Below are 12,500 nucleotides of genomic sequence, written 5' to 3'. Positions count from 1 at the left end.
GAGCAGCACCCGCACTGACCTCACTCGTGCACTAGAAGCCTGTTCATTTCAGGGACTTCATCGTGTGCTCATCTGGGTCGTCCTACCTTGCTGGGTCGTGACGAAGCGACGACGCCTCGTCATCGGTGGATCCGGACGGCACGGAGACCGTACGGATGTGCTCCGCGAGCAGCTCTGGGTCAGCAAAACCAGTGAGACGCAACGCACGCCCAAAGGCGCGGCGTCGCTCTGCCTGCGAGAAGCAGGCCGGATCGGGATGTAGATGAGCTCCCCGCCCCGGCAATCGGCGACTCGGATCGGGCAGAAGCCGGAGGTTTCCCTCCGATTCTGCCGCGACGAACCGCAGCAATGAAGCGGCCGGCGCGCGATTGCGGCAGCCGACGCAGGTTCGCATCGGGCCGACCGAGGCCAAGTCTACCCCTCGATCGCGCCGACCGCGTATCCGGTCAGTTCCCCGCCTCTGCCGCATCACGGTCCGAGGCTCCGGCGGGCTCGCTGTCCGGACGGATGTCGATGCGCCACCCGGTGAGACGGGCGGCGAGACGGGCGTTCTGACCCTCCCGGCCGATGGCCAGGGAGAGCTGGAAATCAGGCACGGTCACCCGGGCCGTTCGGCTGGCCGCGTCGACCACCTCGACCCGCAGGGCCTTGGCCGGTGAGAGCGCGTTGCCGACGAACTGGGCCGGGTCGTCCGACCAGTCGATGATGTCGATCTTCTCGCCGTGCAGCTCGCTCATCACCGCGCGGACCCGCTGGCCCATCGGGCCGATACAGGCACCCTTCGCGTTGACGCCCTGAACGGTCGAGCGCACCGCGATCTTCGTACGGTGACCTGCCTCACGTGCGATGGCGGCGATCTCCACGGTGCCGTCCGCGATCTCCGGCACCTCGAGGGCGAACAGCTTCTTCACCAGGGCCGGGTGCGAGCGGGACAGGGTGATCTGCGGGCCGCGGAAGCCCTTGGCCACGTGCACCACGATGCAGCGGATCCGGGCGCCGTGCGGGTAGCTCTCCCCCGGCACCTGCTCGGACTGCGGCAGCACCGCCTCCAGCTTGCCGAGGTCCACGGTCACGATGTTCTTCTCGGCCCGGGCCGCGTCCGCCTGCACCACGCCGGTGACCAGGTCGCCGTCGCGTCCCGCGTACTCCCCGAAGTGCTGCTCGTCGGTGGCCTCCCGGAGACGCTGGAGGATCACCTGCTTGGCGGTCATCGCCGCGATCCGGCCGAAGTCGTGCGGGGTGTCGTCCCACTCCCGGACCAACGTGCCGTCCGCGTCCAGCTCCTGCGCCATGACGGAGGCGACGCCGCTCCGGCGGTCGATGTCCACCCGGGCGTGGCTCTCCGCGCCCTCGGTGTGCCGGTAGGCGGTCAGCAGAGCGGTCTCGATGGCCGCCAGGATGGTCTCGAACGGGATCTCCCGCTCGCGCTCCAGGGCGCGCAGCGCCGCGAGGTCGATGTTCATTCCCCGCCCTCCCCTTCGTCGTCGTCTTCTTCTTCGCCGTCCTCGTCACCGAAGTCGGCCTCGTCCATGCGCTTGAACTCGATCTGGACCTTGCCGGCCCCGAGATCGGCCCACGCCAGCTCCCGGGTCGTCCCGTCCACGTCCAGCGCCACACCCGTGTCGTCGACGGAGAGCACCCGCCCGGTGAGGCCGCCGACCGCCACCAGGCGGCCGATGTTGCGGCGCCAGTGCCGTGGCTCTGTCAGCGGCCGGTCGATGCCCGGGGAGCCGACCTCCAACTGGTACTCCCCGGCGAGCAGCTCGCCGCCGGACTCCTCGGCCAGGTCGAGCGCCTCGGAGATCTCCCGGGAGACCACCGCCACATCGTCCAGCCCGACGCCGCCGTCGGTGTCGATCAGCACCCGGACCACGAAGCGGCGGCCGGCCCGGGACAGGTTCAGGTCCTCCAGGTCGTAGCCGGCCTTGGCCACCACCGGCTCGATCACCTCGCGGATCCGGGCGCGGGCGGCGCTCAGATCGACACGGGGCAGGGACGGGGTACTACGTGTCTCCGGCTCCGGCCGGGAACGGCGGTTGCCGGGGCGCCCACCGGGCCGGGACCCGGCGCGACCACGCTGCGTCATCGGGCTCGACCTCTCGCTAGCTTTCTCGCAGGAACGACTATATGCCGCCGGGCACGATGCGGCCCCGCGGCTGACGCTGAGCGTAACGCGCCGGTGGGCGGGTCGGAGCAGCGCCGCACCGAATGGTGTTGACTGGCCGGGTGCTATCGACTTCACGGCGGCTGCTCCTGGGGACGGCGCTGAGCTCCGCCGCCCTGGCCGGGTGCGGGCTCCTGGACTCCGAACCCGAGCCCGAGCCGCAGCCCGACCCGCTGCAACCCCTGCTGAACGAGGCCCTGGCGCTGGCCGCGGCGTACGACCGGGCGATCCTCGCCGACGCCTCGCTGTCCGCCCGGCTGACCCCGCTGGCCGACGACCACCGGGCACACGCCGCCGAACTGTCCCGGGTGATCGGCACGGCCGCGCCCTCGGTCGCGCCGTCCTCCTCGGCCCCGGCCGGCCCCGCCGAAACCACGGCCACGCTGCGTAAGGCCGAGCAGGCCGCCCAGCGGACGGCGGTGGCGGCGTGCAAGGCGGCCACCCCGGAACGGGCCGGGCTGACCGGTTCGGTCGCGGCCTGCCGGGCCACTCATGCCGAAGCGCTGCGCTGACCGGTTACTGTCCACGGCGTGACGGAACAACTCGCCGCCGCCCTCGCCGCCGAGGAGGCGGCCATCTATGCGTACGGCGTGATCGGGGTGCACCTGACAGACGCCGACGAGGTGTCCCGGGCCCGCGCCTGTGAGCTCGAACACCGGCGCCGGCGCGACGAGCTGGTGGACCGGCTGGACCGGATCCAGGCCAGCACCGCGCCCGCGCCCCCGGCGTACCAGCTGCCCTTCGAGGTGACCGACCGGGAGAGCGCCCTGAAGCTGGCGGTGCACGTGGAGGACGGCGTGGCCCAGACCTGGCGCGCCCTGCTGCCGGTGACCGAGGGCGCCGACCGCGTCGACTCCCTGTCGTATTTGACCGACTCCGCAGTTCGTGCGACACGGTGGCGCCGGATCGCCGAGGTCACACCGTTGACGATGCCCTTCCCCGGCAAGCCGGGCTGAGGATCGGGCCACTCCGGAAACGTGAATGGCCGACAATGGGGTCGTGATCGACGAGCTCGACGCCTCCTCGCCCCGCGGTTCGCTCGCGATCCGGTTGCGTGACGCCGTCCAGGAGCGGTGGTCCGCCGAGGTGCAGGCGATCGGGCTGTCCGGCTCGATGGCGCACGGCGACGACAACGAGAGCAGCGACGTCAACGTCCTGGTGGTCACCTACCGGCCCAAGACCGGCCCCAAGCCGACGCTGCGCAAGGTCGACGGCATCCCGGTCGACCTGCGGGTGGTCACCGCGGAGGAGGGGCTGGGGCAGGCCCGGCAGCTCACCCCGAGATGGCCGCTGCTGGCCGACGCCTACCTCACCGCGTTCCCGCTCCACGACCCGCAGAACTGGTTCGCCGACCGGCGGGAGGCCCACCTGTCGCTGCTCGCCGAGGCCCGGCCGATGGAGTTCACCGGCCTGGCCCGGCAGGACTGGGCGGTCGCCAACGGCGCGCACACCCGGGCGGCGCGCCTGGTCCAGTGGTACGACACCGACGCCGCCCTGATCCTGATGGCCGAGGCCCGGCTGCACGCGGCCCTGGTCGCCGGTCTGCTCACCCGCACCCACTTCCGCAACACGGCGGACGCGGTCAAGCGCACCGGCGTGGCCGCGGCCGACATGCAGGAGCTGGGCGCGATCCTCAAATACCAGGCCGAGGAGCTGACCGCCCGCGGCCGCCCGGTGGACGGCCGGCTCGGCGCGCTCTTCGACTGAGGACGCTCGTCAGGGGAGGGTCAGGATCTCGTGACCGTCCTCGGTGACCACCAGTGTGTGCTCGAACTGGGCGGTCCACTTCCGGTCCTTCGTGACGACCGTCCAGCCGTCGCGCCAGATGTCGTACTCATAGGTGCCCAGGGTGATCATCGGCTCGACGGTGAACGTCATGCCCGGTTCCATCACCGTGGTGAGCTGCGGGTTGTCGTAGTGCGGAACGTACAGCCCGGAGTGGAACGCCTCACCGATGCCGTGGCCGGTGAAGTCACGGACCACGCCGTAGCCGAACCGCCGCGTATACGCCTCGATGACCCGCCCGATGGCGTTGATCGGGCGGCCCGGGGCGACCGCGCGGATGCCCCGCATCATCGCCTCGTGGGTGCGCTCGACCAGCAGGCGCGCCTCCTCGCTGACGTCGCCCACGCAGAAGGTGGCGTCGGTGTCGCCGTGCACCCCGTCGAGGTACGCCGTGACGTCCACGTTGATGATGTCGCCGTCCTCCAGAACCGTGGAGTCCGGGATGCCGTGGCAGATCACCTCGTTGAGCGACGTGCAGCAGGACTTCGGGAAGCCCTTGTAGCCGAGCGTCGACGGATAGGCGTCGTGGTCGAGCAGGAACTCGTGCACCACCCGGTCGATCTCGTCGGTCGTCACGCCCGGTTTGCAGTGCTCACCGGCCAGCTGGGTGGCCTGCGCCGCGATCCGGCCGGCGACCCGCATCTTCTCGATGATCTCGGGCGTCTGGACATGCGAGCCGCTCCATTCACGCGGGCGCTTCTTGCCCACGTACTCAGGGCGGACGATGTGCGCGGGGACCGACCGCCAGGGCGACTGCTTTCCCGGCACGAGAGGGGCACGTACGGTCATGACCACAGCCTAACCGGCCGTGCCGGAGCCGATCGGACCTGTCCTTGCCGCCCCCGGGACCCTGTGAAATCGTGTTCCCGTGGATCAAGAGGGCCTGGACCCGAACTTCTCGGCGGTCGGCGAGGTGACCGGTGACCGGGTCGCCGTCACGGTGACCGGTGAGGTCGACATGGCGACCGCCGACGCGCTGTTCCAGGCCGCCACCCCGGACCGGGTCACCTCCGCCTCCGTCGATCTGCGGGCCGTGACCTTCTTCGACTCGGCGGCCATCCACACGCTGATCCGCCTGGCCGACCACTATCCGGGCGCCCTCGAGGTCTACCCCTCCGACCGGGTGCGCCGGGTGCTGGACATCTCCGGGCTCGGCGACCAGCCCTGGATCAGGACGATGTGAGCGACGGGGTGAGCGGCCGCCGCAGGGTCACCTCGGTGCCGTCCACCCCACGGTGCACCGACAGTTCGGTGAGGGCGCCGATCAGGGCCAGGCCGCGGCCACGGAAGCCGGGGTCGGTGGCCGCGCGCCAGCCTCCGGTGTCGCGGACCGTCACGGTCACCGCGCCGTCGTCGAGCGACGCGGTCACGGTGATCACCGGCTCGGCCGGCTCGACCGGATGCTCGATGGCGTTCGCGGCCGCCTCGGAGACCGCCACCACCAGGTCGAAGGCGTCCGCCTCGGGCACCTGGTGTGCGGCCAGGAAGTCCTCCAGGCGCCGGCGCAGCACGGTCAGCCGGCCCGGTTCTGCGGGCAGCCGCAGCACGAACTCGCGCGGCTCGGTCACCTCCAGGGCGACCAGGGCGATGTCGTCGTGCCGGGTGTGCCGGGCCGCCTCGGCGAGCAGCGCGTCCAGCAGGTCGTCGATGTGGTCGGCGGGAACGGCCGCGTCCATGGTCAGCCCGGCCAGGCCGGTGTCGATGCCCTCCCGGCGGTCCTCGATCAGGCCGTCGGTGTAGAGCAGCAGGCGCGCGCCGGCGGTCAGGGACGTCTCCCGGGTGGGGTAGGTGACCGAGCCGAGCGCCCCGATCGGCGGGCCCAGCGCCGCGCCGTACAGGAAGGTGCCCCGCTCGCCGGGGGCGACCACGACCGGCGACGGGTGGCCGGCCGACGAGTAGCGCACCCGGCGGGTCCTCGGGTCGAAGCCGACACAGAGGACGGTCGCGAACTGCCGCCGGCCCAGCGTGTCGACCAGCCGGTTGAGCCGGGTCAGCGCGGTGCCGCAGTCGAAACCCTCCAGCAGGTACGCCCGCAGCGCGTTACGCAGCTGCCCCATGCCGGCGGCCGCCTGCACGCCCTTGCCGACCACGTCGCCGATCACCAGGAACAGCTCGCCGTCCGGGCCGGGGATCACGTCGTACCAGTCGCCGCCGACCCGGGCCTCGCTGCTGCCCGGTACGTACCGGCCGGCCACCAGGGCGCCCGGCACCCGGGGCAGCGACTGCGGCAGCAGGCTGTGCTGGAGGGTCGAGGCGATCCGGTGCTCGGCCTCGTAGAGCCGCGCGTTGGCCAGCCGCAGCCCGACCAGCCGGGCCAGCTGGGTGAGCACGGCCGGCTCGGCGGACCCGTCCGGGCCGGCCCAGACCCGCAGCTCGCCCAGGGGCGGCCCGGCGGTGTCCGGCAACGGCAGCACCACGTCCGCCTGTGCGCCCGCCACTGCGCCGCCGTCGCGCTCGGCCCGGGCGCCCGGCACGGTCAGCACCACCCGCCCGGCCGAGGTCATGGTCAGCACGTGCCGGGCCGCGACGTCGAGGACCTCGGCGGTGGTCGGCACCGCGTTGAGCGCGGCGGCCGCGTCGACCAGCCCGCGCAGCCGGCTGACGGTCCGCCGGCGCAGCTGGCCGAGTTCCAGGTTGGCCCGGACCCGGGCGATCAGCTCCCGGGTGGAGAACGGCTTGGCCAGGTAGTCGTCGGCGCCGGCGGCCAGCCCTTCGACCGCCGCCTCCTCGCCCGCTCGGGCGGACAGGACCACGATCGGCACGTCCCGGGTGCGCTCGTCGGCGCGCAGCCGGGCGATCAGGCCGAAGCCGTCCAGCCGGGGCATCATGACGTCGGTCAGCACCAGGTCGAACTGGTGCTCGGCGGCCAGGTCCAGCGCGTTCAGCCCGTCCACCGCGGTGACCACCTCCCAGTACGGCCCGAGCAGCCGCGAGACGTGTTCACGCAGATCGGCGTTGTCGTCGACGAGCAGGATCCGGCCGCCCACGCCGTGCCCCACCGGCTGCGGCGCCTTCGGGCCGTCCCCCGCCCACCAGGTCGCCTCGTCCACCCAGAGCAGCGGCTCGGCCGTCTCGCCGGGCGCCGCCGGGTCGTCGGTGATCCGGTCCGGCGGCAGGTGGGCCGTGCCGAACGGGATCCGCACGGTGAACTCGCTGCCCACCCCGACCTCGCTGGTCACGCCGACCGACCCGCCGTGCAGTTCGGCCAGCTCGCGGACCAGCGCCAGCCCGATGCCGGTGCCCTCGTGGCTGCGGGACCAGACCCCGGTGACCCGGTGGAACCGGTCGAAGAGCAGCGGCCGCTGGCCGGCCGGGATGCCGACCCCGGAGTCCCGGACGGCGAGCACGGCGTGCCCGTCCACGGCCCGGACCCGGACCTCGACGCCGCCCTCGCGGGTGAACTTGACCGCGTTGGAGAGCAGGTTGAAGACGATCTTCTCCCACAGCTCGTGGTCGACGTGGACCGGTTCGCCGAGCGGCGGGGTGTCGATGGTGAGCGCCAGCCCGGCCCGCTCGATGGCGGGCCGGAACGTGCCGGCCAGCCGCGCGGTGTGCCCGGCCAGGTCGGTCGGCCGGTAGACGGCCCGCATCCGCCCGGACTCCATCCGGGAGAAGTCGAGCACCGTGTTGACCAGCTTGAGCAGGCGCAGCCCGTTGCGGTGCACCGGGGTGAGCCGGTCACGCAACGGCCCGTCCAGCGCCGGATCGTCGAGCAGGTCCTCGATCGGGCCGAGGATCAACGTCAACGGGGTACGGAACTCGTGGCTCACGTTCGAGAAGAAGTTGGTCTTGGCCTGGTCCAGGGTGGCCAGCTCGGCGGCCCGGCGGCGCTCCTGCTCGTACGCCCGCACGTTGGCCACCGCCCGGGAGATCTGCGCGGCGGCCAGATCGAGGAAGTCCCGGTAGTCGCCGTCCAGCGCGAGGAACCGGCTCACCCCGACGACCAGCGCGCCGACCGTGTCCGCCGCCACGCCGATCGGCAGCACCAGCGCCCCCGCGGCGGCCGCCGGCCCGGGCTCGGTGAACTCGGCGAGCGGGACGAGGCCGGGACGGCCGCCGGCACGGACCGCCCGGATCGCCGGGTGCGGGTCCGGGTCGTCCAGGATCAGCGCGGCGAACGGCACGTCGGCGCCGTTCTCGGTGAGGACCGCGGCGGCCTCGGCGGCGAGGGCGCCCTGGTCCGGCGAGTCGGCCAGGCGGCGGCCCAGGGCGCTGAGGGTCCGGACGCGCCGCTCGCCGAGCACCCGGCCGGTGGTCTCGGTGACGATGCACATCACCCCGCCGGGTGTGCCGTCGTCGGCGCGGATCGGGTCGTACGAGATGTCGAAGTACGTCTCCTCGAGGAACCCGTTCCGCTCCAGCATGAACATGTGGTCCCGGGCGTAGAACGACGAGTCCTCCGCGATCACCCCGTCGAAGAGCCGGTTCAGCACGTCCCAGGCCTCGGCCCACAGCTCCCGGCCGGGACGGCCCAGGAAGCCCGGGTGCTTGCCGCCCATCGTCACGATGTAGGCGTCGTTGTAGAGGGCGGTGTACTCCGGCCCCCAGAAGATGACGATCTGGGCCCGGGAGGCCAGCATCGTGGACACCGCGCCGATCAGCTCGGGCGGCCAGGTGGACGGGTCACCGACCGGGCTCGTGGACCAGTCCAGGGCGGACATCCGGGCGCCCATCTCGCCGCCCCGCTCGAAGGCGTTGCGCAGCCGCCTCGGCAGGGCACCCATGCATGCCTCCCACGGATCACCGGACGCGGGCGGCACACCCGGTCCCGTGGCACGTTAACACCGGACCGGCCGGTCCGCTCATCAGGCGGCGACGGCCCGTCCCCGCACCGCCGCCTCGACCAGTGCCTCGAAGGACCGCAGGTCGTTGGTCCGCTCGGGGTGCCACTGCACACCGAGCGCGAACGGCTGCCCGGGGTGCTCGACGATCTCGATGACCCGGTCGTCGGGGCACCAGCCGACCGGGAGGAACGCACCCGGATCGGCGATCGCCTGGTGGTGGAACGAGTTCACCGTGAGGTAGCGGCCGAACAGGCGGTGCGCCAGCGTCTCGTCCTCGACCACCACGTCGTGCCGGCCGTAGTCGGAGGCGTTGGCGGCCAGCGGGTCGGTGCCCGCGGCGGCCCGGTGCCGCTCGTGCCCGACCAGGTCCGGCAGGTGCTGGTGCAGCGAGCCGCCGGTGGCCACGGCCATCATCTGCATGCCGCGGCAGACACCCAGCATCGGCAGGCCGGCGTCCAGGGCGGCGCGCATCAGCATCAGCTCGGAGAGGTCGCGGACCTTGTCGACCTCGGTGGCCGGGTGCGGCGGGGCGCCCCAGTTCGCCGGGTCGATGTCCCCGCCGCCGCAGAACACGATGCCGTCCAGGGCCTCCAGCACGTCGGTGCCGGGATCGTCGGGGGTGATCAGGACGGCCCGGCCACCGGTGGCGTGCACCGCCTTCACGTAGGTCATCGGCAGCATTCCGGCCAACAGGTCGTTCCGGCCGTACTGCACCTGCTCGGCGTAGGCGGTGAGGCCGATCAGCGGTCTGCGCATGTTCCGGTGCTCTCCTTCGTGGCCGCCGCCACCAGGGCGCCGAAGAGACGCCGGTCCTGGCCGACCTCCGGATGCCACTGGACACCGAGGACGAATCTCCGGTCCGGGTCCTCGATCGCCTCGGGCAGTCCGTCGGGCGCCCAGCCGGTGACAGTCAGTGGTCCGGGGTCGGCGACCCCCTGGTGGTGGAAGCAGTTGATGGTCGGGTCATCGCCCATCAGCGCGGCGATCCGGCTGCCCGGAGCGAACCGCGCGGACTGCGAACCGTAGATCCCCGGGCCCGGGCGGTGCTTCTCGTGGCCGAGCACGTCGGGCAGATGCTGGTGCAGGCTGCCGCCGGCCGCCACGGTGAGCAGCTGCATGCCCCGGCAGACGCCGAGCAGCGGCAGGTCCCGGTCCAGGGCCGCGCGGAGCAGCGCCAGCTCGGCCGCGTCGCGTTCCGGCTGGGTGACGGTGGCCGGGTGCGGCTCCTGGCCGTACCGGGCCGGCTGCACATCCGGGCCGCCGGCCAGCACCAGGCCGTCGAGCCGGTCGAGCACGTCCGTGTCGAGGTCGTCGGGCGGCAGCAGCACCGCACGGCCACCGGCCAGCCGGACCGCCTCGACGTAGTCGTGCGGCACCAGCGCGGACTCGAGATCGACCCAGACGCCCCACGTCGCGGGCAGCACATAGGACGTTATGCCGATGATCGGACGCATCGCACCACCGTAGTCACAGGCGCGCGGCGCCGGTGAACCGGCGCCGCGTCACGGGCCCCTCTGTCCCACCCACACGGGGATCTGGCCTGCGCGGGCGGGGATTCGGCCCCAACACCCCTCGCCGCCTGGCTGAGCTGGGTGTTGGGGTTTCCCTTCCCACCGTAGCGGGTCGGCAAACGTGTCACAGCGGCGTTACGTACGCTCCGGTGATCCCGCCGTCGACGACGAACTGCGACGCCGTCATGAACGACGCGTCGTCGCTGGCCAGGAACGCCACCGCGGCGGCGATCTCGGCAGGCTCGGCGAACCGGCCCATCGGCACGTGCACCAGCCGCCGGGCGGCCCGCTCCGGGTCCTTGGCGAACAGCTCCATGAGCAGCGGCGTGGCCACCGGCCCGGGGCAGAGCGCGTTGATCCGGATGCCCTCGCGGGCGAACTGCACGCCCAGCTCACGGGTCATCGCCAGCACGCCGCCCTTGCTGGCGGTGTAGGCGATCTGCGAGGTGGCCGCGCCGAGCAGGGCCACGAACGAGGCGGTGTTGATGATCGAGCCCTTACCCTGGCGCTGCATGTGCGGGATCGCGTACTTGCAGCAGAAGAAGACGCTCGTGGTGTTGACCTTGAGCACACGCTCCCAGGCATCCAGGCCGGTGACCAGGATCGAGTCGTCGTCGGGCGGCGAGATGCCGGCGTTGTTGAAGGCGATGTCGACCCGGCCGTGCCGTTCCGCGACGCCGTCGAAGAGAGCCTTGACCTGCTCCTCGTCGCTGACGTCACAGGCCACGAACTCGCCGCCGACCTCCGCGGCGACGGCCTTTCCGGCGTCCTCCGAGATGTCCACGGCGACGACCTTGGCGCCCTCCGCGGCGAACCGCCGGGCGGTCGCCAGCCCGATGCCACTGCCGGCGCCGGTGATCACGGCGATCCGGTCCTGCAAGCGTTCCACTCAGTCTCCCGTTGAGATGAATACGTTCTTCACATCCGTGAAGGACAGCAGTGCGTCCGGGCCCAGCTCACGCCCGAGACCGGATTGCTTCATGCCACCGAACGGGGTCCAGTAGCGCACCGAGGAGTTGCTGTTCACGCTCAGCGCGCCGGTCTCCACGGCCCGCGAGACCCGCAGCGCCCGGCCCACGTCCCGGGTCCAGAGCGAGCCGGACAGCCCGTACTCGGTGTCGTTGGCCAGCCGGATCGCCTCCTCCTCGTCCCGGAAAGGCAGCACGCTCACCACCGGCCCGAAGATCTCCTCGCGCCAGTGCCGGTCCGCGTTCGAGCGCGCCAGCAGCACGGTCGGCGGAAACCACCATCCGTTCGCGTCCGGCGCGGTGCCGCGGAACGCGATGTCAGAGCCTTCGAGGTACGACGTGACGGCGGCCCGCTGTCCGGAGGAGATCAGCGGTCCCATCTCCGACGAGTCATCGGCGGGGTCGAGTACCCGGAAACCCCGCACGGCCGGTTCGAGGAGCGCGAGGAACCTGTCGTACACCGACTCCTGAACCAGCAGCCGTGAGCGCGCGCAGCAGTCCTGCCCGGCGTTGTCGAAGACGGCGCCGGGCGCGGCGGCGGCCGCGGCGTCGAGATCGGCGTCCGCGAAGACGATGTTGGCGCTCTTGCCGCCGAGCTCCAGGGTCACCCGTTTCACCTGGTCGGCGCAGCCCGCCATGATCGACTTGCCGACCTCGGTGGACCCGGTGAAGCAGACCTTCCGCACCGCCGGGTGGGTGACGAACCGCTGCCCGACCACGCTGCCCTTACCCGGCAGCACCTGGAACACGTGCTCCGGGAGCCCGGCCTCGAGGGCCAGCTCGCCGAGCCGGATCGCGGTCAGCGGGGTCAGCTCGGCCGGCTTGAGAACCACCGTGTTGCCGGCCGCCAGCGCGGGCGCGAACCCCCAGCCGGCGATCGGCATCGGGAAGTTCCACGGCACGATGATCCCGACCACGCCGAGCGGCTCGTGGAACGTCACGTCGACGCCGCCGGGCACCGGGATCTGCCGCCCGGACAACCGCTCCGGAGCACCGGCGTAGTAGTTCAGCACGTCCCGGACATTGCCCGCCTCCCAGCGCGCGTTGCCGATCGTGTGCCCGGCGTTGCGCACCTCCAGCCGCGCCAGCTCCTCGATGTGCTCCTCGACCACCGTCGCGAAGCGCCGCAGCAGTCGCGCCCGGTCCCCGGGCGAGACCCGGCGCCACTCACCGAAAGCGATCCGCGCACGCTCGATCGCCGCGTCGGTCTCCGCCAGACCCAGCGACGGTACGGTCGTGAAGACCTCACCCGTCGAAGGATCGATCACCTCTGTAGTCGCCACGCCAA

Annotated in this window: 13 protein-coding genes; 4 read left to right on the top strand and 9 right to left on the bottom strand. The window is 72.2% G+C overall.

Annotated elements, in window-relative coordinates:
• Positions 1-82: 82 nt before the first annotated feature.
• Genes KZ829_RS29910 through rimP form a run of 3 tightly spaced genes read right to left on the bottom strand, consistent with a single transcriptional unit; the run spans position 83 to position 2,086 of the window.
• Positions 83-394 (bottom strand): YlxR family protein, encoded by a 312-nt coding sequence (locus tag KZ829_RS29910; protein WP_246636520.1) that lies wholly within the window; start codon positions 392-394, stop codon positions 83-85.
• A 52-nt stretch (positions 395-446) separates the two neighbouring features.
• A complete protein-coding gene (gene nusA, locus KZ829_RS29905; protein WP_220147230.1) occupies positions 447-1,463 on the bottom strand; it encodes a transcription termination factor NusA in 1,017 nt (338 codons plus the stop codon).
• The gene (gene rimP, locus KZ829_RS29900; protein ID WP_220147229.1) at positions 1,460-2,086 is read right to left on the bottom strand and encodes a ribosome maturation factor RimP; all 627 of its coding nucleotides are present in this window, start codon (positions 2,084-2,086) and stop codon (positions 1,460-1,462) included. Before rimP ends, nusA begins: the two co-directional genes overlap by 4 nt.
• Before the next feature lie 122 nt (positions 2,087-2,208).
• On the opposite strand from rimP, the gene KZ829_RS29895 reads away from it, so the two are divergent.
• Genes KZ829_RS29895 through KZ829_RS29885 form a run of 3 tightly spaced genes read left to right on the top strand, consistent with a single transcriptional unit; the run spans position 2,209 to position 3,871 of the window.
• Positions 2,209-2,676, top strand: coding sequence for a hypothetical protein (locus KZ829_RS29895; protein ID WP_220147228.1), 468 nt, complete (start codon positions 2,209-2,211; stop codon positions 2,674-2,676).
• 18 nt (positions 2,677-2,694) lie between these two features.
• Positions 2,695-3,120, top strand: a complete 426-nt coding sequence (locus KZ829_RS29890; RefSeq protein WP_220147227.1) for a ferritin-like domain-containing protein — start codon at positions 2,695-2,697, stop codon at positions 3,118-3,120.
• Between the two features lie 43 nt (positions 3,121-3,163).
• Positions 3,164-3,871, top strand: coding sequence for a nucleotidyltransferase domain-containing protein (locus KZ829_RS29885; RefSeq protein ID WP_308285717.1), 708 nt, complete (start codon positions 3,164-3,166; stop codon positions 3,869-3,871).
• A 9-nt stretch (positions 3,872-3,880) separates the two neighbouring features.
• Here the strand turns inward: KZ829_RS29885 and map are convergent, their stop codons facing one another.
• The gene (gene map, locus KZ829_RS29880; RefSeq protein WP_220147225.1) at positions 3,881-4,738 is read right to left on the bottom strand and encodes a type I methionyl aminopeptidase; all 858 of its coding nucleotides are present in this window, start codon (positions 4,736-4,738) and stop codon (positions 3,881-3,883) included.
• Between the two features lie 79 nt (positions 4,739-4,817).
• On the opposite strand from map, the gene KZ829_RS29875 reads away from it, so the two are divergent.
• Positions 4,818-5,132, top strand: a complete 315-nt coding sequence (locus KZ829_RS29875) for an STAS domain-containing protein (protein ID WP_204294891.1) — start codon at positions 4,818-4,820, stop codon at positions 5,130-5,132.
• Here KZ829_RS29875 and KZ829_RS29870 read toward each other — a convergent pair.
• The 5 genes from KZ829_RS29870 to KZ829_RS29850 all read right to left on the bottom strand — a co-directional run bounded on the left by KZ829_RS29870 (position 5,119) and on the right by KZ829_RS29850 (position 12,495).
• Complete coding sequence (locus KZ829_RS29870; protein WP_220147224.1) at positions 5,119-8,673, bottom strand: SpoIIE family protein phosphatase; 3,555 nt, start codon at positions 8,671-8,673, stop codon at positions 5,119-5,121. The two genes, KZ829_RS29875 and KZ829_RS29870, sit on opposite strands and share 14 nt — an antisense overlap.
• Before the next feature lie 81 nt (positions 8,674-8,754).
• Entirely contained in the window at positions 8,755-9,489 is a 735-nt protein-coding gene (locus KZ829_RS29865; RefSeq protein ID WP_220147223.1) for a gamma-glutamyl-gamma-aminobutyrate hydrolase family protein, read from the bottom strand.
• Entirely contained in the window at positions 9,474-10,187 is a 714-nt protein-coding gene (locus KZ829_RS29860; protein WP_220147222.1) for a gamma-glutamyl-gamma-aminobutyrate hydrolase family protein, read from the bottom strand. Before KZ829_RS29860 ends, KZ829_RS29865 begins: the two co-directional genes overlap by 16 nt.
• Positions 10,188-10,368: 181 nt before the next feature.
• A complete protein-coding gene (locus tag KZ829_RS29855; protein WP_220147221.1) occupies positions 10,369-11,133 on the bottom strand; it encodes a 3-oxoacyl-ACP reductase in 765 nt (254 codons plus the stop codon).
• Positions 11,134-12,495, bottom strand: coding sequence for an aldehyde dehydrogenase family protein (locus KZ829_RS29850; protein ID WP_220147220.1), 1,362 nt, complete (start codon positions 12,493-12,495; stop codon positions 11,134-11,136).
• Positions 12,496-12,500: the final 5 nt, after the last annotated feature.

This window comes from Actinoplanes hulinensis (assembly GCF_019429605.1).
Taxonomy (GTDB): Bacteria; Actinomycetota; Actinomycetes; order Mycobacteriales; family Micromonosporaceae; genus Actinoplanes; species Actinoplanes campanulatus.
Note: the sequence above shows the minus strand (reverse complement) of the source record. Positions and strands in the feature narration are given on the sequence as shown.

Bases quoted from the DNA above. Each gene is read 5' to 3' on its own strand.
- KZ829_RS29910 (WP_246636520.1), bottom strand. From the start codon at position 394: ATGCGAACCTGCGTCGGCTGCCGCAATCGCGCGCCGGCCGCTTCATTG.
- nusA (WP_220147230.1), bottom strand. From the start codon at position 1,463: ATGAACATCGACCTCGCGGCGCTGCGCGCCCTGGAGCGCGAGCGGGAG.
- rimP (WP_220147229.1), bottom strand. From the start codon at position 2,086: ATGACGCAGCGTGGTCGCGCCGGGTCCCGGCCCGGTGGGCGCCCCGGC.
- KZ829_RS29895 (WP_220147228.1), top strand. From the start codon at position 2,209: ATGGTGTTGACTGGCCGGGTGCTATCGACTTCACGGCGGCTGCTCCTG.
- map (WP_220147225.1), bottom strand. From the start codon at position 4,738: ATGACCGTACGTGCCCCTCTCGTGCCGGGAAAGCAGTCGCCCTGGCGG.
- KZ829_RS29870 (WP_220147224.1), bottom strand. From the start codon at position 8,673: ATGGGTGCCCTGCCGAGGCGGCTGCGCAACGCCTTCGAGCGGGGCGGC.
- KZ829_RS29865 (WP_220147223.1), bottom strand. From the start codon at position 9,489: ATGCGCAGACCGCTGATCGGCCTCACCGCCTACGCCGAGCAGGTGCAG.
- KZ829_RS29860 (WP_220147222.1), bottom strand. From the start codon at position 10,187: ATGCGTCCGATCATCGGCATAACGTCCTATGTGCTGCCCGCGACGTGG.